Origin of the sequence: Mycobacterium sp. SVM_VP21 (genome assembly GCA_024758765.1) — a bacterium.
Taxonomy (GTDB): Bacteria; Actinomycetota; Actinomycetes; order Mycobacteriales; family Mycobacteriaceae; genus Mycobacterium; species Mycobacterium heraklionense_C.
Map to the genome: position 1 here is coordinate 22,359 of CP101406.1, position 22,837 is coordinate 45,195.

Annotated in this window: 22 protein-coding genes and 1 pseudogene; 7 read left to right on the top strand and 16 right to left on the bottom strand. The window is 67.8% G+C overall.

Annotation, left to right across the window (positions count from 1 at the left end):
* Window positions 1-33: 33 nt before the first annotated feature.
* Genes smc through NM962_00145 form a run of 5 tightly spaced genes read right to left on the bottom strand, consistent with a single transcriptional unit; the run spans window position 34 to window position 5,006 of the window.
* Window positions 34-3,624 carry a chromosome segregation protein SMC gene (gene smc / locus NM962_00125; protein UVO12620.1) on the bottom strand — a complete coding sequence of 1,197 codons (3,591 nt, stop codon included), beginning with the start codon at window positions 3,622-3,624 and terminating at the stop codon, window positions 34-36.
* 19 nt (window positions 3,625-3,643) lie between these two features.
* Window positions 3,644-3,925 carry an acylphosphatase gene (locus NM962_00130; GenBank protein ID UVO12621.1) on the bottom strand — a complete coding sequence of 94 codons (282 nt, stop codon included), beginning with the start codon at window positions 3,923-3,925 and terminating at the stop codon, window positions 3,644-3,646.
* Entirely contained in the window at window positions 3,912-4,328 is a 417-nt protein-coding gene (locus NM962_00135; protein UVO12622.1) for an OsmC family protein, read from the bottom strand. The genes NM962_00130 and NM962_00135 overlap by 14 nt, the downstream gene beginning before the upstream one ends.
* A gap of 48 nt (window positions 4,329-4,376) precedes the next feature.
* Window positions 4,377-4,772, bottom strand: a complete 396-nt coding sequence (locus tag NM962_00140; protein UVO12623.1) for a nuclear transport factor 2 family protein — start codon at window positions 4,770-4,772, stop codon at window positions 4,377-4,379.
* Window positions 4,773-4,814: 42 nt separating this feature from the next.
* On the bottom strand, window positions 4,815-5,006 hold the full coding sequence (locus NM962_00145; protein UVO12624.1) for a hypothetical protein: 192 nt from the start codon (window positions 5,004-5,006) through the stop codon (window positions 4,815-4,817).
* Window positions 5,007-5,294: 288 nt separating this feature from the next.
* Here NM962_00145 and NM962_00150 point away from each other — a divergent pair, with 288 nt between their 5' ends.
* The 3 genes and pseudogenes from NM962_00150 to NM962_00160 all read left to right on the top strand — a co-directional run bounded on the left by NM962_00150 (window position 5,295) and on the right by NM962_00160 (window position 7,474).
* The gene (locus tag NM962_00150) at window positions 5,295-6,317 is read left to right on the top strand and encodes a LuxR C-terminal-related transcriptional regulator (GenBank protein ID UVO12625.1); all 1,023 of its coding nucleotides are present in this window, start codon (window positions 5,295-5,297) and stop codon (window positions 6,315-6,317) included.
* Window positions 6,318-6,328: 11 nt separating this feature from the next.
* Window positions 6,329-6,667, top strand: a pseudogene (locus tag NM962_00155) (hypothetical protein).
* A gap of 33 nt (window positions 6,668-6,700) precedes the next feature.
* Entirely contained in the window at window positions 6,701-7,474 is a 774-nt protein-coding gene (locus NM962_00160; GenBank protein ID UVO12626.1) for a PIG-L family deacetylase, read from the top strand.
* Between the two features lie 20 nt (window positions 7,475-7,494).
* Here NM962_00160 and mutM read toward each other — a convergent pair whose 3' ends face one another.
* Genes mutM through NM962_00180 form a run of 4 tightly spaced genes read right to left on the bottom strand, consistent with a single transcriptional unit; the run spans window position 7,495 to window position 10,429 of the window.
* Entirely contained in the window at window positions 7,495-8,340 is an 846-nt protein-coding gene (gene mutM, locus NM962_00165) for a bifunctional DNA-formamidopyrimidine glycosylase/DNA-(apurinic or apyrimidinic site) lyase (GenBank protein ID UVO12627.1), read from the bottom strand.
* A 2-nt stretch (window positions 8,341-8,342) separates the two neighbouring features.
* Complete coding sequence (rnc, locus tag NM962_00170; protein UVO12628.1) at window positions 8,343-9,062, bottom strand: ribonuclease III; 720 nt, start codon at window positions 9,060-9,062, stop codon at window positions 8,343-8,345.
* Window positions 9,059-9,652 (bottom strand): DUF177 domain-containing protein, encoded by a 594-nt coding sequence (locus tag NM962_00175; protein UVO12629.1) that lies wholly within the window; start codon window positions 9,650-9,652, stop codon window positions 9,059-9,061. The genes rnc and NM962_00175 overlap by 4 nt, the downstream gene beginning before the upstream one ends.
* Before the next feature lie 39 nt (window positions 9,653-9,691).
* Entirely contained in the window at window positions 9,692-10,429 is a 738-nt protein-coding gene (locus NM962_00180) for a DivIVA domain-containing protein (GenBank protein UVO12630.1), read from the bottom strand.
* A gap of 144 nt (window positions 10,430-10,573) precedes the next feature.
* On the opposite strand from NM962_00180, the gene purU reads away from it, so the two are divergent.
* Window positions 10,574-11,515 carry a formyltetrahydrofolate deformylase gene (gene purU, locus NM962_00185; protein UVO12631.1) on the top strand — a complete coding sequence of 314 codons (942 nt, stop codon included), beginning with the start codon at window positions 10,574-10,576 and terminating at the stop codon, window positions 11,513-11,515.
* 40 nt (window positions 11,516-11,555) lie between these two features.
* Window positions 11,556-12,110 (top strand): DUF4334 domain-containing protein, encoded by a 555-nt coding sequence (locus NM962_00190; protein UVO12632.1) that lies wholly within the window; start codon window positions 11,556-11,558, stop codon window positions 12,108-12,110.
* Here the strand turns inward: NM962_00190 and NM962_00195 are convergent.
* The 3 genes from NM962_00195 to NM962_00205 are packed head-to-tail and all read right to left on the bottom strand — an operon-like array spanning window position 12,107 to window position 15,461.
* Window positions 12,107-14,092, bottom strand: a complete 1,986-nt coding sequence (locus NM962_00195; GenBank protein UVO12633.1) for a 5-oxoprolinase/urea amidolyase family protein — start codon at window positions 14,090-14,092, stop codon at window positions 12,107-12,109. The genes NM962_00190 and NM962_00195 overlap by 4 nt on opposite strands.
* Complete coding sequence (locus NM962_00200; protein ID UVO12634.1) at window positions 14,089-14,706, bottom strand: DUF1989 domain-containing protein; 618 nt, start codon at window positions 14,704-14,706, stop codon at window positions 14,089-14,091. The genes NM962_00195 and NM962_00200 overlap by 4 nt, the downstream gene beginning before the upstream one ends.
* Complete coding sequence (locus tag NM962_00205; protein ID UVO12635.1) at window positions 14,703-15,461, bottom strand: DUF1989 domain-containing protein; 759 nt, start codon at window positions 15,459-15,461, stop codon at window positions 14,703-14,705. The genes NM962_00200 and NM962_00205 overlap by 4 nt, the downstream gene beginning before the upstream one ends.
* Window positions 15,462-15,539: 78 nt before the next feature.
* On the opposite strand from NM962_00205, the gene NM962_00210 reads away from it, so the two are divergent.
* The gene (locus NM962_00210; protein ID UVO12636.1) at window positions 15,540-16,199 is read left to right on the top strand and encodes a TetR/AcrR family transcriptional regulator; all 660 of its coding nucleotides are present in this window, start codon (window positions 15,540-15,542) and stop codon (window positions 16,197-16,199) included.
* A gap of 96 nt (window positions 16,200-16,295) precedes the next feature.
* Complete coding sequence (locus tag NM962_00215; GenBank protein UVO12637.1) at window positions 16,296-17,552, top strand: HNH endonuclease; 1,257 nt, start codon at window positions 16,296-16,298, stop codon at window positions 17,550-17,552.
* Window positions 17,553-17,709: 157 nt separating this feature from the next.
* Here the strand turns inward: NM962_00215 and NM962_00220 are convergent, their stop codons facing one another.
* The 4 genes from NM962_00220 to NM962_00235 form a co-directional block, all read right to left on the bottom strand.
* Window positions 17,710-18,300 carry a TIGR03086 family metal-binding protein gene (locus tag NM962_00220; protein ID UVO12638.1) on the bottom strand — a complete coding sequence of 197 codons (591 nt, stop codon included), beginning with the start codon at window positions 18,298-18,300 and terminating at the stop codon, window positions 17,710-17,712.
* A 91-nt stretch (window positions 18,301-18,391) separates the two neighbouring features.
* Window positions 18,392-18,871 (bottom strand): pantetheine-phosphate adenylyltransferase, encoded by a 480-nt coding sequence (gene coaD, locus NM962_00225; GenBank protein UVO12639.1) that lies wholly within the window; start codon window positions 18,869-18,871, stop codon window positions 18,392-18,394.
* A gap of 11 nt (window positions 18,872-18,882) precedes the next feature.
* The gene (gene rsmD, locus NM962_00230) at window positions 18,883-19,449 is read right to left on the bottom strand and encodes a 16S rRNA (guanine(966)-N(2))-methyltransferase RsmD (GenBank protein UVO14919.1); all 567 of its coding nucleotides are present in this window, start codon (window positions 19,447-19,449) and stop codon (window positions 18,883-18,885) included.
* The gene (locus tag NM962_00235) at window positions 19,446-22,829 is read right to left on the bottom strand and encodes a pyruvate carboxylase (GenBank protein UVO12640.1); all 3,384 of its coding nucleotides are present in this window, start codon (window positions 22,827-22,829) and stop codon (window positions 19,446-19,448) included. Before NM962_00235 ends, rsmD begins: the two co-directional genes overlap by 4 nt.
* Window positions 22,830-22,837 lie beyond the last annotated feature (8 nt).

Genomic DNA, 22,837 nt, shown 5'->3' on the forward strand with positions numbered 1-22,837 from the left:
GTTTCAGGGCCGCCGCGGGCCAAGTCGGACAGGCTAGCTCGGGCTACTGACCAGCTCTTCGCCCCGGATGCGTTGGGAGATCACCGCGGTGATCCCGTCGCCCTGCATGGTCACCCCGTACAGCGCGTCGGCGACTTCCATCGTCGGCTTCTGGTGGGTGATGACAATGAGCTGCGAGCGGGCCCGCAGCATCTCGAACAGCGCCAGCAGCCGGCGCAGGTTGGTGTCGTCGAGCGCGGCCTCGACCTCGTCCATGATGTAGAACGGCGACGGGCGGGCCCGGAAGATCGCGACCAGCATGGCGATGGCCGTCAGCGACTTCTCCCCGCCGGACAGCAGCGACAGTCGCTTGACCTTCTTGCCGGGTGGGCGGGCTTCAACGTCGACGCCGGTGGTCAGCATGTCGCTGGGGTCGGTCAGCAGCAGGCGGCCTTCCCCACCGGGGAACAGTGCCGCGAACACCTCGGTGAACTCGCGCTCCACGTCGGCGTAGGCGTCGGTGAAGACCTGCAGGATGCGCGCGTCGACTTCGGAGACCACGTCGAGGAGGTCTTTGCGGGCCGCCTTGACGTCTTCGAGCTGAGTAGACAGGAAGTTGTAGCGCTCCTCGAGCGCCGCGAACTCCTCAAGCGCCAAGGGGTTGACCCGACCCAGTTCGGCCAGCTCGCGTTCGGCGCGTTTGGCCCGGCGCTCCTGGGTGGCGCGGTCGAAGGGCATCGGGGCGGGAGCCATCACCAGTTCGCCGCGTTCGCGGGCCTGCTCGTACTCGGCCATCTCCAGTTCGGTCGGTGGCAAAGCGACGTCCGGGCCATACTCGGCGATCAGGTCAGCCGAGCTCATGCCGAACTGTTCGAGCACGGTCTGCTCGAGTTGCTCGATGCGCAACGCGGCCTGCGCCTTGGCGACTTCATCGCGGTGCAGTGATTCGGTGAGCGCGGTCAGCCGGGTACTCAGGGAATTCACCTCGTCACGGACGGCGACCAGGGCGGCGGACCGCTGCTGACGTTCACTGGCCAGCCCGTCACGGATCCGTGCCGCCGCGATCACCACATGTTGCAGGCGCTGGGCCAGCGCACTGCCGGCATCGGCCACCGCTGCCGCCGTCGTCGCCGCGCGCGCGCGTGCGGCGCGGGCCTGCTCGGCGCGGACCCGCGCCTCGCGTTCGGCCGCGGCCGCCCGGCGCAGCGAGTCCGCCTTGCCGCGTACCGCATTGGCGCGCTCCTCGGCGGTACGCACCGCCAGCCTTGCCTCCACCTCGACGCCGCGCGCCGCCTCGGCTGCGGCCGCGATCTGCTGGCGATCCACCGGTTCAACGGTGGCGGTCGGCTGATCCTCTTCAGCATTGCGCAGCCGGGTTTCCAGCTCGCCCAGCTCGGTGACGGTCTGCGCCCGGCCGGCCTCGAGCTCTTCACGCTCACGCAGCCGCCGGCGCCACTCGGTCTCTGCGGCGCGCGCCTCTTGCCCCAACCGGCCCAGCTGCTCGTGGGTCGCGGCGATGGCGGCATCGGACTCGTTGAGCGCCGCCAATGCCTGCTCGGTGGCGTCCCGGCGCGCGGACTGCTCAGCCAGCGCCCCGGCGAGGGCCGCGCCGAGTTCGCCGGCCTGTGTCTCGGCGGCGGCCAGTTCGGCGCGGGCCTTGTCGATCTCGCTGTTGATCTCCAGGGTGGACGGCTTGCGATCCGATCCACCGCTGACCCAGCCCGCACCGACCAGGTCACCGTCTAACGTCACCGCGCGCACGCCGGGGCGTGCAGCCACCAGGTCCAGTGCCTTAGGCAGGTCGTCGACCACCGCCACCGCCGACAGCATTGCCGTCATCGCGCCGCGCAATCGGTCGGGGGCCTCGATCAGCTCCACTGCCCACAGCGCTCCGCCGGGCAGTGCCGCACGCTGTTCGACGGCGGGCAGCGGCCAATCCCCCAGCACGATCGCGGCCCGGCCACCGTCGGCGGTCTTGAGCGCGTGCAGCGCCGAGCTGGCCGCGCCGGCATTCTCCGCGGCCAGCGCATCGGCTGCGGACCCGAGCACCGCGGCCAGTGCCGCCTCGTACCCCGAGCGCACCTTGACCAGCTTCGCGATCGACCCGAAGATCCCGGGGCCACTGTGGTTCGCTGCGAGCCAGGCGGCGCCGTCGCGGCGTTCGAGACCCATCGACAACGCCTCGATACGGGCATGCAGCGAAGCGACCTGGCGCTCGGCGGCGCGCTCGGCGGCCTGCAGTTCGGCGACACGCTCATCTGCCAGCTGCAGGGTGGCCACGGTCCGCTCGTGGTGCTCGTCCAGACCGACCTCGCCCTGATCGAGCTCGGAGACCCGCCCCTGAACCGTCTCGAACTCCGCCTGGGCGGCCTGGGCCCGTCCGGCGGCCTCCTCGATGCGCGTCGACAGCTGCCCGACATGAGCGTCGATCGACTCGACGCGAGCCCGAATCGTCTCCACCTGACCGGTCAACCGGGCCAGGCCCTCGCGCCGGTCGGCTTCGGCACGGACCGCAGCCAGATGCGCCTTCTCCGCCTCGGTGCTGCGGCGCTCCCGTTCGGCCAGCTCGGCGCGGGCCGCTTCCAGCCGGATGCCGGCGTTGGCCAGCTCGGCCAAAAGTTGCCGCTCGGCCGCGGCCACCTGCTCGGCCTCGGCCTCCAATGCATCCGGGTCGACGCCGGCGGTGGTGATCGGCTCGTCGTCGAGATGCTGTGCGCGTTCGCTGGCGATGCGCACCGTGGCGCTGACCCGCTCGGCCAGCGCCGACAGCGAGAACCAGGTCTGCTGGGCGGCCTCGGCGCGGTGGGTCAAACTGGCGACCGCGGACTCGTGGGCGGTCAGTTCGTCGGCAGCCACCGCCAGACGCTCGGTGATCTGGTCGTGTTCGCGGCGCAGCGTCGCCTCGGCGTCGGTGGTTCCGGCGAACTCAGCCTGCCGCGACACCAGGTCATCGGCGGTCAACCGCAGCTTGGCGTCGCGCAGGTCGGCTTGGATGGTGGCCGCTCGCCGGGCGACTTCGGCCTGACGGCCCAGCGGCTTGAGCTGGCGGCGCAGCTCGGTGGTCAGGTCGGTCAGGCGGGCCAGGTTGGCCGCCATCGCGTCCAGCTTGCGGACGGCCTTTTCCTTGCGCTTGCGGTGCTTGAGCACCCCGGCGGCCTCTTCGATGAAGGCCCGGCGGTCCTCGGGCCGTGACTCCAGGATCTGCGCCAGCCGGCCCTGGCCGACGATGACGTGCATCTCACGGCCGATGCCGGAGTCGCTGAGCAGCTCCTGGACGTCCATCAATCGGCAGCTGGCGCCGTTGATCTCGTACTCGCTGGCTCCGTCGCGGAACATCCGCCGGGTGATCGAGACCTCGGCGTACTCGATCGGCAGCGCGTTGTCGGAGTTGTCGATGGTGACGGTGACCTCGGCGCGACCGAGCGGCGCGCGCGAAGAGGTGCCGGCGAAGATGACGTCTTCCATCTTGCCGCCGCGCAGGGTCTTGGCGCTGTGCTCCCCCATCACCCAGGCCAGGGCATCGACCACATTGGACTTGCCCGAACCGTTGGGTCCGACCACCGCGGTGATACCGGGTTCGAAGCGCAGAGTCGTCGGCGCGGCGAAGGACTTGAAGCCCTTCAGCGTCAAACTCTTGAGATGCACGGGAGGTGAGACTACCGGGCTAGCGTTCGGCGAATCCGTCGATCGGGTCCCCGACGTCCGTCCAGTCAGCGACGACGGTGTCCACCCGGCCCGGTGTGGTGCCACCCTGCAGCAGCTCCAGCAGGCGTTGGCAGTTCGCGCGGGGGCCCTGAGCGACGACGTGCACCCGGCCACCGGGCCGGTTGGCGGCGTAGCCCGTCAGGCCCAGCTCCAGTGCCCGCGAACGCGTCCACCACCGAAATCCGACGCCCTGGACATGTCCGTGCACCCAGGCGGACAGGCGGATGTCAGGACCGGTCACCGGAGTCGATCTCGAAGCGCACCTCGGTGCCGGATTTCAGTGTGCGTCCGACCGTGCAGACCTGATCTATCGCCCGGTGCACGACGGTCAGCAGCCGCTGTTTGTCCGCGTCATCCAAACCCGACAAGTCCAGCTTCAGGACCTCTTCCAGCAGCGGATAGCGCTCCTGTTCCCGATCGGCGGGACCGGAGACCTCGATGGTGGCCTGGTAGTCGTCGCCGAGCCGGCGGGCCAGCGGGGCGTCGCTGGACATGCCGCTGCAGGCGGCCAGCGCGATCTTCAACAGCTCTCCGGGGGTGAACACGCCGTCGACGTCCTCGCTGCCGACCAGCACCTGCGCGCCCCTCGAACTGCGTCCGGTGTAGCGGCGGGTCCCGGTACGTTCCACCCACAATTTCGTCATGCGGACATTGTCGCCGCCTCCCCGGGCCGGCGCTACGCCGGTGGCCGATCAGCTTGCGGCAACAGGCTTTCTGCCGTAGTGACGTTCCATCAGCGCCGTGTCGCCGTACACCTGCACGCGCACCGTCGTGCCGTCGCGCAGGGTGTAGACCTCGGCACTGGGGCCGTGATCGCCGCCGATAGAGGCTTCACTGAGCACCACGACTGTGTCGCCGTCGGCGATGAACCGCTGCGGGGTGATCGTCGGCGCCTTGGTGGCCAGCGCGGCCAGGAACTCGCCAAGTTCGGTTTTGCCCCGGTAGGTTCCGCTGACCGCGCTGTCGCCGGGCTGCACCCATTCGACACCGTCGTCGAAGAGCGCCATCAGCGTTTCGGCATCGCCGACGGCGAATGCCTCGTAACCGCTGCGGACCAATTCGATGTTGCGTTCGGACATCTCTCCCATTCCTCTCAACGGTGTTTTGTTGTGACCGTCCTGTTTTCGTCGTCACAGCCGGTACATTTCCCGCGACATCCGCGCCTGCTCGAAGTAGGCCGCCTCGCGGCGTGGGGCGTGCTCGTGCGGCCGTGGGCGCCTGCGGGCCAGCGCTGCCAGCGACGTTGCGACGAGCTCATGAGCGTGCTGCAGCACCTGCCCGACCGGCATCGACAGCCCCGGCTTGATGACCAATTGCGACATGGAGCTCACCTCTTCGTGTGGCGGTGACTCGGGTACCGGCCCACCAGCCGGCTCATGCCAAGAAAAACACCGAGCAGGCGAAATAACCTCATTCCAACGGACGAGATCCGAGTACACTTTTCCGGCAGGAAGACAGCGGTCTTCTGAGCACTTCGCAATCGGGAGTACGTCGAATGTGCAGGCCTGTAGCTGAATTCAGAGCCGACCATGAACGCGGTCGATGAATTCTCACAACTGATCTCTGGTATTTATTCCGCCGTCCTTGCCCCAGACCAATGGGACCGCGCGGTGGCCGCCATCGCTTGGGCCTTCGACGCCAGCGCATCTTCGCTGGTGTATTCGGACAACGGCTCCCGCACACTCAAGCACACCCAGATGCCGGCGGCGGCCGCGCAATCCTACGCCGCCTATTACCAACGGCTCGATCACGTATTCAGCGCGGTCGAGGCAGGGCCGCTCGGTGCGGTGCGCACCGGCGCCGAACTCATGTGGCCTTACCAGCACTGTGAGTTTCAGATCGACTGGGCCCGCCCGAACGGGCTGCACGATGGACTGTTCGTGCGGCTGACGCGCGGTCCGACGGTGATCAGCCTCGGCATCGCGAACGTGCAGCGATCGGATCGGTTCGACAGTCCAGAGCACGTCGCACTGGCCACACGTCTCACACCTCACCTGCAACAGGCGCTGCGTATGCAGGGTCACCTCGACGACCTCGGTCACCGCAGCGACGACCTCACCGAGGCCAGCGAGGCCGTCAACCACGGCATCGTCATCACCGACCGACGCAGGGTCGTTTACGCCAACGGTGCCGCCGAGCGAATCCTGGCCACCTACGACGGTCTACGCATCGACGACGGCCTGCTGCGTGCGGACTCCTCGTCTGCCGACGCGCAGTTGGAGCACAGCCTTTCTCGGGCGTCGGCTCTCGACAGCGTCGACGTCTGGGGCGGGTCGTTCCTGTGTGCGCGGCCCTCGGGTCGACGCCCCTACGTCATCCACGTGTTGCCGACCGAGCCGGATTCCGCTGTGGCACATCGGAACGACCGGGTGATGGTCGTGATCATCGACCCCGAGCGCCAACCCGAACCTCCCGCCACACTGTTGCGCCGTCTCTACGGCCTGACCAACAGCGAAGCGCAGGTCGCCGTGCTGGTGATGCGAGGCGAGGGTTTGGCCCCGATCGCCGAGGAGCTGTCCGTATCGCTGACCACCGTGAAGACCCACTTGGCGCACGTCTTCGACAAGACCGGGATGCACCGCCAGGCCGAGCTGGTCCGGCTATTGAGCATGCTCGATCCCCTGCACCGGTGAACAGGCCCGCGGTGCAGGTCACGATTCCGCTGTTCCCCGGGTTCACCGCGCTGGACGCGGTCGGGCCGTACGAAGTGTTGCAGCGGGTTCGGGATGATGCTCCGAGTCCTCTGCGATGTCCGGCTCGACGAGCTGACCGGACCGGATGTCCTGGTCGTCCCAGGCGGCGTCGGGACACGAACATTCCAGCGGCATCGACATGGCGCCGCGGCTGGTCGAGCTGCTGGCGGACGCCGACACGGCTTGCGCCATTCAGCTGCTGATCGAGTACGCAGCCACCGTTCGATTGCGGATCGCTGACCAAGGCCGGCGAGGATGTTCGTCGGCGCGCCGCGCAGCTGCGACGCTGACTCAGCCGACCCCCGCGGGCATACTGGGCTTTTATGGGGACGGTGGTCGCATTCCACGCCCATCCCGACGACGAGGCGATACTGACCGGGGGAACTCTGGCGCGGGCCGCCGCCGAAGGGCATCGCGTCGTCGTGGTGGTGGCAACCGATGGACGCGTCAATGACGGCGACGGCGATCGGCTGGGCGAATTGCATGCGAGCGCAACGACCCTCGGCGCACACCGGGTCGAATGTCTGGGCTACGCCGACAGCGGCTTCGGGGAAGAGTTCTATCCGGATCCGCCGGGGCGGGTCAGGTTCGCCCGCGCTGACCTCGAGGACGCGGCGCAGCGACTGGCAACCATCCTGCGTGACGAAGACGCGGATCTGCTGCTGAGCTACCAGCCCAATGGCGGCTACGGCCACCGTGACCACGTGCGGGTTCATCATGTCGGCAAACGAGCCGCACAGATCGCCGCGACGCCGCGCGTGCTCGAAGCGACAATGCCCCGGGAAATGCTGACCCGAGTGGAGCATGGCGCGCGTTTACTGCATCTGCCGGCCCCTTACGGGCGTGAGGTGGTGCGCACCGCCTACGCACCGGCATCGAGCATCACCCACCGGATCAACGTGTTTCGGTTTGCCCAGCAGAAGCGAGATGCCTTCGCCGCGCATCGCTCTCAGATCGGCGCCAGCGCCGCCGCGGCACGCCTGTTCGCGGTGCTGATGCGGCTTCCCCCACAAGTGGCCGGCCTGATGTTCGGCCGGGAGTGGTTCGTCGACCCGAATCTGCCGCCAGGCAGGGTACACCGCGACATCTTCGAGTGACCCCGATCCAAGTCCCCGCGTCAGCGTTGGCAAATCGGGCAGAAATACGACGACCGGTTCATGAACTTCGCCCGGCGGATCGGCGTCCCGCAACGCCGGCACGGCTCGTCCTCGCGGCCGTAGGCGTCCAGTGACCGGCTGAAGTAGCCGGATTCACCGTTGACGTTGACGTAGAGCGAGTCGAACGAGGTGCCCCCGGCGGCCAGCGCGTCGTTCATCACCTGTGCCGCGGCAGCCAGCAGTGCCCGCAGCCGCGGCCGCGACAGCCGGTCGGCCGTTCGGGTGCCGCGTATCCCGGCCCGCCACAGTGCTTCGTCTGCGTAGATGTTGCCGATACCCGACACCACCGTCTGATCGAGAAGTTGGCGTTTGATCTCGGAGTGCTTGCGCCGCAGCACTTCGATCACCGATTCGGCATCAAAGCGCGGGTCCAGCGGGTCGCGGGCGAGGTGGGCGACCGGCACCGGCAGCACACTGCCGTCCACAGCGACCAGATCGGTGAGCTGCCACCCGCCGAAGGTGCGCTGGTCGACGAAGCTGACCTTCAATCCGTCATCGAGCACGGCGGCGATCCGCAAGTGCCTGGTATCGGGCAGCTCCCCCAGCAGCATCTGACCGCTCATGCCCAGGTGCACCACCAGCGCCTCGTCGGCCGCAGCCCCGCTCAGCAGCAGCCATAGGTATTTGCCCCGCCGGTCGGTGCCGGTGATTCGGGCGCCCAGCAGCCGGGCGGTCAGATCGGCGGGGCCGGCGTCGTGGCGGCGCACTGCCCGCGGGTGGTGCACCCGCACCCCGGTGATCGTGCGCCCGACCAGGTGCTCGTTCAGGCCACGCCGAACCACCTCGACCTCGGGAAGTTCGGGCATTCTCAGGCCTGCGGTGCGTCGTTCACCGCACCCGATGCGTCCAACGCCTGCCAGGCCGCTGCCGCGGCCTTCTGCTCGGCTTCTTTCTTGGTCCGGCCCACACCGGTGCCGTACGCGGTGTCCGATATGACGGCCGTCGCGGTGAACTCGCGGTCGTGGTCGGGCCCGGTGGAGGTGACCTGATAGGACGGCACACCCAGACCGCGGGCAGCCGTCAGTTCCTGCAGGCTGGTCTTCCAGTCCAAGCCGGCGCCCAGCGTGGCCGCGGTGTCGAGCAGCGGACCGAACAGGCGCAGGATCACCTCCCGGGCGGTGTCCATTCCGTGCTGGAGGTAGACCGCTCCCAGCAGGGACTCCATCCCGTCGGCCAAGATGCTGGATTTGTCGGCGCCGCCGGTGTTTTCCTCGCCGCGGCCGAGCAACAGATGAGCCCCCAGGCCATCCTCGGTCAGGCCCCGCGCCACATCGGCCAAGGCAGAGGTGTTGACCACGCTGGAGCGCAGCTTGGCCAGATCTCCCTCGGGCCGGTCCGGGTGCCGGTGGAACAGCTCGTCGGTAATGGTCAGTCCCAGCACGGCATCACCCAGGAACTCCAGGCGCTCATTGGTGGGCAGACCGCCGTGCTCATAGGCGTAACTGCGATGCGTGACGGCCAGCGTGAGCAGGTCGTCAGCGAGATCCACGCCGAGTGCATCCAGCACGGCTTGCCGGGGACGGCTCACCGCTCACCGTCGTCGTTCTGCGGTTCCAACATTCCAGCCAGCTTCGCCCAGCGCGGATCGATCTTGTCGTGGTGATGGCCGGGTTCTGCCGTGGACAGCACCACGCCGCAGTCCGGGCAGAGTCCCGGGCAGTCCGGGTCGCACAACGGGGACAACGGCAGCGCTAGGCCGACCGCGTCGACGATGGCCTGTTCAAGATCTACCGCGTCATCGACGACCCGGCCCATCTCGTCATCGTCTGTGGTGGCATCGGTGGTGCTGTCGGGGTAGGCGAACAACTCCGTCAACTCGACCTCGACATTGCCGGTCAGTGGTTGCAGGCAACGCGCGCATTCGCCTGCAGTGCGCGCTGAGACCACGCCACTGACCAGAACGCCCTCGGAGACCGACTCGACCCGCAGATCCAGATCGACTGCGCCATCCGCAGGAATCGCCACCAGATCCAGCCCGATACGGGTGGGGCTGACCCGCTGCTCTTGCAGCGGCATCAACGCACCGGGGCGCCGTCCCAATCGGGAGACATTGACCACGAACGGCGCAGGCAGCTGTCGCCGTGCCGCCTTCATACCTGCGCCGGGGTGCCTCGCCATGCCGCGATTCTACGCAGCGCGTAACTGGGCGTTCTCGGGTCAGCGAGTCGCGTAGTCGTGAGTGCCCGCGGCGGTACGCAGTTGGTGACGACCGCGGTTGATCGAACGCAGCGTGCCGTTGAGGAAGTCCTCGAATTCGGCCAGCTTGGCGTCGACGTAGATGTCGCATTCGCCGCGCATCCGGTCGGCCTCGGCGTGTGCCGAATCGATCAGCCGAGTGGATTCGGCACGCGCCGAGGTCACCACCTCGTTCTGCGAAACCAGCCGCTGCTGTTCCTTGATGCCCTCCTGCACGGCCTTCTCGTAGGCGGCGTTGCCGTTTTCGACCAGTCGGTCGCATTCCGCCTGGGCGCGGCTGGTGGCGGTCTCGAATTCACGCTTGGCGGTGGCGCTCAGCCGGGCCGCCTCCTCGCGGGCTTCGCCGACCATCCGCTCGCTGTGTCCGCGGGCCTCGGCCACCATCCGGTCAGCCTGTCCCTTGGCGTCGGCCAGCAATCGGTCGGCCTCTGCGCGCGCGTGGCTGACCAGCGAGTCGGCTTCGGCGGTGGCCGAGCCGACCATCGACTCCGCGTGCTCCTTGGCCTCGTTGAGGACCGAGTCGCGGGCGTCAAGGACGTCTTGGGCGTCGTCCAACTCGCCCGGGATGGCGTCGCGGATGTCGTCGATCAATTCCAGGACGTCACCGCGGGGTACCACGCAACCTGCCGTCATCGGCACGCCACGGGCCTCTTCGACAATGGAGCCCAGTTCGTCAAGGGCTTCGAACACTCGGTACACGGCAGCACCCTCCAGGCATAGTTGTTGTTACTAGTGTGCCCTGTGTTACGCGTGTGACTGTGTTAGTCGCCCGGTGTGTCGGATTCTGGCCCACTCCCCCGGTAGCCTGACCCGTTGAAAGTCGGAGATCGGCGAAGGGCGGCCATGACGAACGGTTCTGGGGGCCACGGGGGCACCGCGACACCAGCGCAGGCTCAACAGGGCTATCCGCAACAGTCCAGCGCCCAAGCGACCACCGATATCGGCCGACTGCTGCTGAGCTGCCGAGATAGCCACGGGATCATCGCCGCAGTCAGCGCCTTTCTGGCCGACGCCGGCGCGAACATCATCTCGCTGGATCAGCACTCGACCGCTCCCGAAGACGGGACCTTTGTGCAGCGGGCAATCTTTCACCTGCCCGGTTTGCCGGCGGCCCTCGACGGGCTCCAGGAGCGCTTCGGCGCCACGGTGGCCCAGCGGTTCTCGATGGACTACCGCTTCACCGAGGCCGCCAAGCCCAAGCGGGTGGCGATCATGGCATCCAAGACCGACCATTGCCTGCTGGACCTGTTGTGGCGCAACCGCCGCGGCGAGCTGGAGATGAACGTGGCGATGGTGATCTCCAACCACCCGGAACTCGCCGAGCAGGTACGCCCGTTCGGGGTTCCGTTCTTCCACATCCCCGCCACCCGCGACATTCGCGCCGAGGCCGAACAGCGTCAGCTGCAGTTGCTTTGCGGCAACGTGGATCTGGTGGTGCTGGCCCGCTACATGCAGATCATCACCGGCGACTTCATTGCAGCGGTGGGCTGTCCGCTGATCAACATCCACCATTCCTTCCTGCCGGCGTTCATCGGTGCGGCGCCCTATCAGCGAGCGCGGGAACGCGGCGTGAAACTGATCGGCGCCACCGCGCACTACGTCACCGAGGTTCTCGACGAGGGTCCGATCATCGAACAGGACGTCGTGCGGGTGGACCACACCCACAGCGTCACCGATCTGGTGCGGTTGGGCGCCGATGTAGAGCGGGCGGTGCTGTCGCGGGCGGTGCAATGGCACTGCCAGGACCGGGTGATCCGGGTGGGAAACGAGACCGTGGTGCTCTAAGCGGCTCCGCAGTTGACATCTGTCAAGTACGGTGTTGCGCATGGCTGTCCAGGACTTGTTTTCGCACGTGCCGACGTCCACCGCCGAGGCCTGTGAGATCTTCGACGCCGCCGCGGCAGTCGACCCCGATTTCATGGTCGGCACCTGGCATGGTTCCGAGCTGCCGACCGGCCACCCGCTGGACGGGCTGTTGGCGGCCACCGGCTGGTGGGGCAAGCAGTTCGTCGACGCCGAGACCGTCCATCCGCTGTTGTTCCCCACCCGCGACGGGGCCGCGCTGTGGGCGTTCAACCCGGTGCTGGCATTCAGTGTTCTGGGACTCGCCACGAAACTGCCGGCGCTGAAGAGCCGCTCATTCCTCGGGCAGATCAACGCGTTGCAGCCACTGCTGCGGACCCGTTCGCCCCGGGCTCGGCTGCGCACCACGAGATACCGCGGAGTCGACAGTGCCACGATGGTCTATGACCAGGCACCGGTCAACGATGTCTTCCGCCGGCTCTCCGATGACGCGGTGATCGGCGCGATGGACCTGCGGGGCGCGTCGCGGCCTTACTTCTTCGTGTTGCGCCGCGACGACTCGCTGAAACTGATTTAACCGCGCGCGATTTCGCCGGCATCGCGCCAGGCGTTGCGCTCCGCGGTGAACGCGGCCGTTTGTTGCCGACGGAATCCGGCGATGCTCTCGGTGTTGCTGTCCAAGAATCGACGGTAGGCCGGCAGTGAGAACTCGCCGTCGGTGATCTCCACCCGGCCACGCCCGGCCGCCATGTCGGCACGCAGCTCCAGGAGCTCCTCGGCCCGCACCGGATAGAAGCTGATGCGGTCGAAGTAGCGCAGCAGCCAAGGGGTTTCGGGATCGAACAGGCCTGCGGTGGCGTGCCGGTGGTTCCACACCTGGGTGGTGCGTCCGACAAACTGGTAGCCGCCGGGTCCCTCAATGCCGTAGATGCACAGGTAGGCGCCGCCGATCCCGACGGCGTTCTCCGGGGTCCAGGTGCGCGCCGGGTTGTATTTCGTGGTCACCAGCCGGTGTCTGGGATCCAGCGGGGTGGCTACCGGCGCCCCGAGGTAGATGTCGCCCAGGCCCAGTACCAGGTACTGCGCGTCGAACACGATGTCGTATACCCGGGCGATGTCGTCGAGTCCGTTGATGCGCCGGATGAACTCGATGTTCGACGGGCACCACGGCGCGTCCGGCCGCACGCCGTACATGTAGCGGCGAATGGCCTCGTGGGTGCCGGGGTCGTCCCAACTGAGCGGCAGGCGTACCGAACGGCTCGGCACCACCAGTTCATCGCAGGGCGGCAGCGCGTCGTCGATGGCGGCCACTTCGTCGATCACCTCGGCGCACGAGGACTGCTCGGAGTCGAACTGGATCTGCAGTGATCGCACCCCGGGGGTCAGTTCGGTCAGGCCGGGCAGCCCCCGTTCACGGAGTTGGTCGTAGAGCACCTGCACCCGCGCCCGCAACGCCAAATCCAGTGTCATCGGCCCGTATTCGAGCAGAATGCCGCTGTCACCGGCGCGCCGCAGGGTAACGGCCGTCCCGTCGCGACCGGTGTAGCGCTGCAGCACTCCGTCGTCGCCGTCGCCGGAGCCGGAGACCACGACGGGCAACGCCGCGCGCCGCTGCACACCCAGCGCCGCCGTCGGTGGAGCGTAATCGGCGCGGATCGGCACCAGCCGCACGGTGTCGCCGGGCGACAGCTGGCCCAGTTTCCATCGGTCGCCACGTACCACCGTCACCGGGCAGACGAACCCGCCCAGGCTGGGCCCGTCGGGACCGAGCAGGATCGGGGCGTCACCGGTGAAGTCCAGCGCCCCGATGCTGTACGCGGTGTCGTGAATGTTGGATGGGTGTAGCCCGGCATCGCCGCCGTCGGGGCGGGCCCATCGTGGTTTAGGCCCCACGAGCCGGACACCGGTGCGGTCGGAGTTGAAGTGCACGGTGTAGTCGGTAGTGGTCAGGGTGGTCATATCGGCGCGGGTCATGAACTCCGGCGCCGCATGCGGCCCTTCGGTCACCGCGAGCTCCCAGTGCCTACCGATGCTGGGCTGGATCTGGCTGGGGGCGCGGGTGAGGGCCGGTGGGGCGCCGCCCAGGCCGACGGCGCTGAGACGATCCGATTCGCGCAGGGCCCGGCCGTGGTGGCCGCCGAATGCACCTTGGGTGAAGGTTGCTGCGCTGCCGAGGAATTCCGGCGCGCCGATGCCTCCCTCGATCAGGATGTAGCAGCGTATTCCAGGGCCGGCGATGATGCCGATCTCGAGCAGTCCACCGGCGGGTATCCGCACCGACTGCCATTGCGCAACCGGGACACCGTCCAGACTGACCGGTACCGCGGCTCCGGTGACGCACACCCAGGCCGCGCTCGAAAAACGCAGGGCAGGACCCGCTTTGGTACATTCCAGACCGGCGGCGCCTTCGGGATTGCCCAGCACCTGGTTGCCGACGCGAAATGACAGGTCGTCCATCGGCCCGGACGGCGGCACCCCGACATGCCAGTAGCCGACGCGCCCGGGCCAGTCCTGCACCGTGGTGCACATGCCCGGGGAGACCACCTCGATGCCGATCATGTTCGGGCGATCACCATCCGCACCGGTGTCGGGTCGAAGCCGTTGCACGGGTTGTTGATCTGCGGGCAGTTCGACACCAGTACCAGGGTGTCAGCCTCGGCGCGCAGGGTCAGGCTCTTGCCTGGGGCCGAGAGGCCGTCGACGATACCCAGCGTGCCGTCGGCCTCGACGGGGACGTTCATGAACCAGTTGATGTTGGAGACGATGTCACGTTTACCCAGGCCCCACCGAGCCCCCTCGGCGAGGAAGTTCTCGACGCAGGCGTGCTGGTGGGCGGTGTGGTGCCCGTAGCGCAGGGTGTTGGATTCCTGCGAGCAGGCTCCGGCGATGGTGTCGTGGTTGCCGACGTCGTCCACAACCACGGTCATCAGGGCGGTGCCGTCGGCACTGCGCAGCACCGAGCCGGTGCTCAAGAAGATGTTGCGCGCAGCGGCGACGGTGGCCTGGGCGCTGTAACGGCGGGTGTGGTCGGCGGCGTCGTAGAGCAGGCAGTCCACCGCCTGGTTTCCGTGCAGATCGATGATCTGCAGCAGGTCGCCGGCGCACACCACCGCCGACCAGGGCGCCCGGGCCGCCACTACCTCGTCGGAGACGATGTGCGATTGGTTCGTCATGAGCGCTTCCCCGATCCGGCGGCCCAGGCCGCCTCGGTGTTCTGCACCGCGCGTAGGTATTCCGGGTCCCGGTTGGTCAGGTCGGCCAACTGCTCACCGGCCTGCCAGCCGAGCACGTCCAACTCGGTGGAGGGCGGGTCAGGATCCAGCGGGTGCGCGGCATTGGCGACCACCAGCACCACCGGAAGGTGGATCAGCAGGTCGACCTCGACGCCGGGCCCCGCGGACCCGGTGAATTCCAGTGCGCCGCTGACGGGGTCAACGCGTACTCCACGGAACAGCGACACCGACGGTGCCACGTCTCGAATGCCCATACCGTGCTTGATCGCGCCCAGCAGCAGCAGTTGGCGGCCGGCGGCGTCCGGGCCGCAGAGCATGTCGTGCTGCCCCGAGGAGTCGGCGACGACAGTGGCCAGCACGCGGCCCTGATCGGACAACAGCGGATGGCCGAGACCGAGATAGGCCTGCCACGGCACCTTCATGGTGTCGGCGACATTGAGCCGTTCCCAAGGCGCGTCGGCGCGATACAGCAGCAGATTCGCGCACGCGCCGCCATTGACGTCGACCAGCCGGATCCGAGTGCCGCGAGCCAGCACCTTGGTGGCGTAACCGCCTCCCGGGATCGACTCGGCCCAGATCATCGTCGCCGGGTCGACGTCATCCGGGGCCGCCGGGATACGCATCGACGCGTGCTGCGCCTGCGCGCGCGCGTGGAGGCGTGCACTGTCGGTGGAGTCGGTGCGTGGGTTGTCCATCACCAGGAAGCTAGCACATTTCCTATCAGATGATAGTTTTTAGCGCACCGGGCCTCAGCACGTGATAGGCAGTAAGGCGTGCAGACCGATCGACGAGGACGTCCCCGGCTGGTGGCTTCCAGCAGGCCGGGGCGCAGCGCGCGCGACGAGATCCTCGACGCCGCGGCGGAGCTGTTCACCACCGTCGGCTACGCCGCCACCTCGACCCGGCGCATCGCCGAGAGCGTCGGGATTCGGCAGGCCTCGCTCTATCACCACTTCGCCGCCAAGGACGACATCCTCGACGCCCTACTGGCCGACACCGTCGAGCCCTCCGTGCAGCTGGCCGCCGAGCTGCTGGCCGAGGGCGGGCCCAGCGCTCCCCGACTGCACGCGCTCGTCGTCGCCGATACCGCGCAATTGTGCGGCGGCGCCTGGAATCTGGGCACCCTGTATCTGCTGCCAGAGCTTCGCCTCGAACGCTTCGCCGCCTTCCGCCGGCGCCGTGCCGAGTTGCGCAGTCACTACCAACAGCTGTCGCGCGCGGTGATCGCCGAGCATGACGGTCCCGCGGATGCCGACGACCTGTCGTTCCGGTTGGTTGAGGCGGTGATCAACCGCCGCTCCGACGACGGCTCCTGCCCGCCGGATTATCCGTGGACCGTTGCCGAAGCCGCACTGCGCGTGTTGGGCTGTACGAGCGGTTTCGCCCGGATGCGAGAGGCGACGACGGAGCGGCTGGGGTTGCCGCCCGGATAGTCACACGCGTCGCTCCGTCTTGATGCAGATGATCACCGCACCCCTCCGCGAGCCGGGTAGCCCGGACTTGTCGTACCCCACTGCCATGATGAAGTCATGTCCTCGACCGCACCGCCTGCGCCGCCCGGCACCGCCGCGTTGCGCCCTGACCAGCGGCTTGAGGTGCTGTTCGGCGAGTTGTCGGAGTTGACCGGTCAGCGCAATGCCATCGATGGGCGCATCGTGGACATCGTCGCCGAGATCGAGCGCGACCGGCTGTGGGGAGCCACCGGCGTACGGTCCATCGCGGCCTTGGTGGCCTGGAAGACCGGTGTGTCCCCGGGAAACGCCAAAACAGTCGCCACCATCGCCCACCGGCGCGCCGAATTCCCCCGCTGCACCCAGGGCATGCGCGACGGTCAACTGTCCCTGGATCAGGTCGGGGTCATCGCCGACCGGGCCGCCGATGGCTCCGATGCGCACTACGCCGAACTGGCCAGCGTCGCCACGGTCACCCAGCTGCGCACCGCGGTCAAACTCGAACCACGCCCCGAACCCGAACCCCGCCCCGAACCGGCACAGTCGATCAACAAGACCAGCGACGAACACGGCAGCTGCTGGCGGATCAAACTCGACACCGTCGACGCGGCGAAATTCGACGCCGCCCTGCAGTCCCATCTCGATGCCCTGATCACCGAGTGGAAACACGACCACGACAACGGCCCCGTATCGGATCAGCGGCCCCCGTTGCCGACCACCGCCGATGCGTTCATGCGCCTGATCGACACCGGCTGGGACACCGAAGCCGCCCGCCGCCCCCACGGACACCACACCACCGTGGTCATGCACCTCGACGTCAAAGACCGGGCCGCAGCGCTGCACCTGGGCCCGCTGCTGTCAGAGGCCGAACGCCGCTACCTGTTGTGCGACGCCACCTATGAGGCCTGGTTTCAGCGCAACGGCGAGGTGATCGGCGCCGGCCGAACCACCCGCCAGATCAACCGCCGGCTTCGCCGCGCCCTCGAGCACCGCGACCGAACCTGCGTGGTCCCCGGGTGCGGCGCCACCCGCGGCCTGCACGCCCACCACATCCAGCACTGGGAAGACGGCGGCCCCACCGAGCTGTCCAACCTGGTACTGGTGTGCCCGTATCACCACCGACTGCACCACCGCGGCCTCATCACCATCACCGGACCCGCCGACCAACTCACCGTCACCGACCACACCGGCCGGCCCCTGAGCTCAGCATCGCTGGCCCGACCACCCACCGGCCCTCCACCCACAGTCGCACCCTGCCCCGGACCCACCGGCGAACGCGCCCAATGGTGGTGGTACCAGCCCTTCCAACCACAACCACCACCGACCGTCAACTAAGTTGGCCGTCGGGAGAACCCAAAGACGTTGGGGGCCAAGAAAATCGTTCGCGCCACCCGCTCCTAGCGCATCGTGAAGATCCCGGCCGGAAAACCAACCGGGAATTGTCCGATGTTGTGGATCGGGCCGAGGGGCAGCTGGGTGGACCGTGGGATTGTCAAGGCATGAACCTTCCTGTGAGAGCCAGCAGCCGTGCCGAGGCGGGGGCGTCCGGATTCGCTGGTTCGACGTGCGCGAAGTATCCGTGTTCGCGCTGTGCCCGCAGGATCGGGGTCGCACGATCGAGAATGTAGGAAGCAAGATCGTTGTCGATCGTTGATGTGGCATCGAGGGTGCTTGCGATATCCCAGGCATGTACCGCAAGTTCGGCGACTCGCATCCGCAGCAGCACGGCGCCGCTGACTGTCTGCATCGGGTGATGTGCACGCAATGAACCAGCCCCGGATTGCGCGAACAGAGTTCGCAGCTCGGCGGATAGGTTGTCATGAGCGGCCTGCGGATCGTTGCCGGCGTTATCGGCTGTGCGGGTCCAGGCAATCTCGCCGGGCATGCCGCCTCGCAGGTAATGGGCATAGCGCAGCGCTCCACCGCAGACATGATTAGCGACGTCCTTGATCGTCCAGCTTCCGCAGGCGGTTGGACGATCAAGGACGTCGAGTTCGAGTGATCCGAGTACCTGCGAGAACGCCCGCGTCGCACGGTCGAGCGAGTCAAGGTCCGTCGAGTCCAACATCACGACGTCCAGCACGACTACAACGCTAGCCGATCGGATTGTTGAGCCAGCGCAGCCGAACACCCCAGCGTTCTACCGGACAATCCGTTCGCCGGGCGCCCCTTCGCTAATAAGAACCAAGCTTCGCGGCCAGTCTGCGGTTCACCGGCTCGGGCAACAGATCGGAGACATCACCGCCCATCGACGCCACTTCCTTGGCCAGCGACGACGACACGAACGAATACCGCGGTGTGGTCGCCACGAAAAACGTGTCCACACCGGCGATGTGCTTGTTCATCTGAGCCATCTGCAGCTCGTACTCGAAGTCGGTGCCCGTGCGCAGACCCTTGACGATCGCGGTGAGCCCCCGCTGCCGGACGAAGTCGACCACCAAGCCCTGACCCGACTCCGCGCGCACATTGGGCAGATGCGCGGTGGCTTCGGCGATCATCTCGAGCCGCTCGTCCAGGGTGAACATGCCCTTTTTTGACGGATTGACCAGTACGGCGGCCACCACCTCGTCGAACTGGGCGGCCGCGCGCTCCAGGATGTCGACATGTCCCAACGTCACCGGGTCGAAGGAGCCGGGGCATACCGCGCCACTCATGGCTCATGACGCTAGCAGCCGGGTGAGCCGGCTTCGGCCAGCTCCAGCCGGGTGTCGCCGTAACGGCGCGAGGGCCAGGCTTCCCAACCCTGCGGCCACCCCACCGCGGGGCTGGAGGCGGCCCGTTCGATCACCACGACGGTGCCCGGGGCTGCCCAACCGCCAGCGGTCAACATCTGCGGCAACGCGTCGATCGCAGCGGCATCCACCTCGTAGGGCGGATCGGCCAGCACGAGATCCACCGGGGTCTCGGTGCCCCCGGCTAGCGCCGCGGCGACCGTGCCGCGGCGCAGCACGGCACCGGCCAGCCCCAGTCCGGCAATATTGGCGGCCAGCACATCGGCGGCGCGGCGATCCGATTCGACGAACAGTGCCGATGCCGCGCCGCGAGACAGCGCCTCCAAGCCGAGCGCTCCCGACCCCGCGTAGAGGTCCAGCACCGATATTCCGGTCAGGTCCATCCGGGAATCGAGCACATTGAACAGCGCCTCGCGCACCCGATCGGTGGTTGGCCGGGTGCCACGCGGGGGTACGGCGAGGCGTCGTCCACCGGCTGCACCCCCGACGATGCGAGTCAGCTCAGCACCACCAGCAGGTCTCCGCCTTCGACCTGTGCGGTCTGGGCAACGGCGATCCGTGCGACGGTGCCGTCGGCCGGCGCGGTGATGGCCGCCTCCATCTTCATCGCCTCGATGGTGGCCACGGTCTGGCCGGCGGTGACCTTCTCGCCCTCGGCAACCCCGATGGTGACCACACCGGCAAAAGGTGCCGCGACATGGCCCGGCTTGGTGCGATCGGCCTTTTCGGCGACGGGCACTTCGCTGGCGATGCTGCGGTCACGCACTTCGACCGGTCGCAGTTGACCGTTGATAATGCACATCACGGTCCGCATGCCGCGTTCATCCGGCTCGGAGATGGCCTCGAGCCCGATCAGCAGCTCCACCCCGCGCTCCAGCTTGACCCGATGCTCCTCGCCTTGGCGCAGACCATAGAAGAACTGGTTGGCCGACAACCGCGAGATGTCGCCGTAGAGTTCCCGATGCGACTCGAATTCCTTTGTGGGCCCGGGGAACAGCAGGCGATTCAACCGGGCCTGGCGTTGCGGGCCAGACTTTGCCAATACCGCCTCGTCGTCGTCCGAGAGCTGCTGCATCTCGCGTGCCGGGCCGCGGCCCTGAAGCGCCTTGGTCCGCAAGGGCTCCGGCCAGCCGCCGGCCGGGTCGCCCAGCTCGCCGCGCAGGAAGCCGATCACCGAGTCAGGGATGTCGACTCGGGACGGGTCGGCGGCGAACTCGTCGGCGCTCACGCCGGCACCGACCAGGGCCAGCGCGAGATCGCCGACCACCTTCGAGCTCGGGGTCACCTTGATCAGCCGACCGAGTACGGCATCCGCGGCGGCATAGTTGTTCTCGACGTCCTCGAACCGGTCCGCCAACCCCAGCGCCTTGGCCTGCTGGTGCAGGTTGGACAGCTGGCCACCGGGAATCTCATGACGGTATACCCGCCCGGTTGGTGCGGCCAGCCCGGATTCGAACGGCGCGTATACCTTTCGCAGCGCCTCCCAGTACGGCTCCAGGTCGCCCACCGCATCCAGCGAGATCCCGGTGTCGTAGTCGGTCTGGGCTGCCGCGGCGATGATCGAGCTCAGCGCCGGTTGGCTGGTGGTGCCCGCCAGGGGCGCGGCCGCGCCATCGACGGCGTCCGCCCCGGCTTGCCAGGCGGCGACGTAGCTGGCCAGCTGGCCGCCCGCGGTGTCGTGGGTGTGTATGTGGATCGGCAGGTCGAAGCGGCTGCGCAGCGCGCTCACCAATGTGGTTGCCGCGGCGGGACGTAACAGCCCCGCCATGTCCTTGATCGCCAGCACATGGGCGCCGGCGTTCACGATCTGCTCGGCAAGCGTGAGGTAGTAGTCCAGCGTGTAGAGCGTTTCACCCGGACTGCTCAGATCCCCGGTGTAACACATGGCGACTTCGGCTACCGCACTGCCGGTTTCGCGCACCGCGTCAATGGCGGGAAGCATCGAGTCAACGTTGTTGAGCGCGTCGAAGATCCGGAAGATGTCAATACCGGTCTCGGTTGCCTCCTGGACGAATGCCGAGGTCACCAGCTCCGGATAGGGGGTATACCCGACTGTGTTGCGCCCGCGCAGCAGCATCTGCAGACAGATATTGGGCAGCGCCTCGCGCAGCGCGGCCAGCCGCTCCCAGGGGTCTTCCTTCAAAAATCGCAGCGCCACATCGTAAGTCGCGCCACCCCAGCACTCGACCGACAAAAGCTGCGACATGGTGTGGGCCACGTACGGCGCCACCTTGACCAATCCGCTGGTGCGCACCCGGGTGGCCAACAGTGACTGGTGGGCGTCCCGGAACGTCGTGTCGGTGACCCCGACCGCCCGCGACTCTCGCAGCCAGCGGGCGAACCCTTCTGGCCCCAGCTCGACCAGCCGTTGCTTGGAGCCCGCCGGCGGGGGCACCGACAGATCCAGCTCGGGCAGCTTGTCACGCGGGTACACCGCCGAGGGCCGGGTGCCGTGCGGGCTGTTGACGGTGACATCCGCCAGGTAGTTCAAGATCTTGGTGCCGCGGTCGGCCGAGGAACGCGCGGTCAGCAGCTGCGGGCGCTCGTCGATGAACGAGGTGGTGATGTGGCCGGCGGAGAAATCCGGGTCATCGAGCACGGCCTGCAGGAACGGGATGTTGGTGGCGACCCCACGGATGCGGAATTCCGCGATCGCCCGGCGCGCCCGCTTCACCGCGGTGGGGAAATCCTTGCCGCGACAGGTCAGCTTGACCAGCATCGAGTCGAAGTGCGCGCTGATCTCCGCGCCGAGGTTGGTGCCGCCATCCAGCCGGATGCCCGCCCCTCCCGGGCTGCGGTAGGCGCTGATCCGTCCGGTGTCGGGCCGGAATCCGTTGGCCGGGTCTTCGGTGGTGATCCGGCATTGCAGTGCGGCGCCGTGCAGCGTGATCGCGTCCTGTGAGAGGCCCAGGTCGGCCAGCGATTCACCGGCGGCGATCCGCAGCTGTGACGACACCAGGTCGACGTCGGTGATCTCCTCGGTGACGGTGTGCTCCACCTGGATGCGCGGGTTCATCTCGATGAACACGTGGTGGCCGCGCTCATCGACCAGGAACTCCACGGTGCCCGCGCACGTGTATCCGATGTGACGCGCGAACGCGACGGCGTCCGCGCAAATCTTCTCGCGCAGGGCCGGATCCAGATTCGGCGCCGGCGCCAATTCGACGACTTTCTGGTGCCGGCGCTGCACGCTGCAGTCACGCTCGTAGAGGTGGATCACGTTGCCGTGGTTGTCGGCCAGGATCTGCACTTCGATGTGGCGCGGGTTCAGTACCGCCTGCTCGAGGTAGACGTGCGGGTCGCCGAACGCCGAATCCGCTTCCCGGCTGGCCGCTTCCACCGCGTCGGACAACGCGTCGATGTCGGTCACCCGGCGCATCCCGCGCCCACCGCCACCGGCGACCGCCTTGACGAAGAGCGGGAAGGTCATGTCTTGAGCTGCGGCGAGCAGTTCGGCGACCGAGGACGACGGCGCCGACGACGCCAGCACCGGCAGTCCGGCCTCCCGCGCGGCAGCCACCGCGCGGGACTTGTTACCGGTCAGCGCCAGCACTGCCGCGCTGGGACCGACGAAGGTGATGCCGGCATCCGCACAGGCCTGCGCCAGTTGCGGATTCTCCGAGAGGAAACCGTAGCCGGGGTAGACCGCATCGGCCCCGCACCGCACTGCGGTGCCGACGATCTCATCGACTGACAGGTACGCGCGTACCGGATGGCCCTCTTCGCCGATCTGATAGGACTCGTCGGCCTTGAGCCGGTGCAGCGAGTTGCGGTCCTCATACGGGTACACGGCCACGGTGCCGACCCCGAGCTCGCAGGCGGCCCGGAACGCGCGGACGGCGATCTCCCCACGGTTCGCAACCAGTACTTTGGAGATCACTTCCACCC

Coding starts and splice junctions, on each gene's coding strand:
- NM962_00190 (UVO12632.1), top strand. CDS start 11,556: ATGGCTGTCCAGGACTTGTTTTCGCACGTGCCGACGTCCACCGCCGAG.
- NM962_00135 (UVO12622.1), bottom strand. CDS start 4,328: ATGACGAAATTGTGGGTGGAACGTACCGGGACCCGCCGCTACACCGGA.
- NM962_00175 (UVO12629.1), bottom strand. CDS start 9,652: ATGGCGAGGCACCCCGGCGCAGGTATGAAGGCGGCACGGCGACAGCTG.
- NM962_00200 (UVO12634.1), bottom strand. CDS start 14,706: ATGACGAACCAATCGCACATCGTCTCCGACGAGGTAGTGGCGGCCCGG.
- NM962_00140 (UVO12623.1), bottom strand. CDS start 4,772: ATGGGAGAGATGTCCGAACGCAACATCGAATTGGTCCGCAGCGGTTAC.
- NM962_00215 (UVO12637.1), top strand. CDS start 16,296: ATGTCCTCGACCGCACCGCCTGCGCCGCCCGGCACCGCCGCGTTGCGC.
- NM962_00145 (UVO12624.1), bottom strand. CDS start 5,006: ATGTCGCAATTGGTCATCAAGCCGGGGCTGTCGATGCCGGTCGGGCAG.
- mutM (UVO12627.1), bottom strand. CDS start 8,340: ATGCCCGAACTTCCCGAGGTCGAGGTGGTTCGGCGTGGCCTGAACGAG.
- coaD (UVO12639.1), bottom strand. CDS start 18,871: ATGAGTGGCGCGGTATGCCCCGGCTCCTTCGACCCGGTGACGTTGGGA.
- NM962_00160 (UVO12626.1), top strand. CDS start 6,701: ATGGGGACGGTGGTCGCATTCCACGCCCATCCCGACGACGAGGCGATA.
- NM962_00195 (UVO12633.1), bottom strand. CDS start 14,092: ATGATCGGCATCGAGGTGGTCTCCCCGGGCATGTGCACCACGGTGCAG.
- purU (UVO12631.1), top strand. CDS start 10,574: ATGACGAACGGTTCTGGGGGCCACGGGGGCACCGCGACACCAGCGCAG.
- NM962_00205 (UVO12635.1), bottom strand. CDS start 15,461: ATGGACAACCCACGCACCGACTCCACCGACAGTGCACGCCTCCACGCG.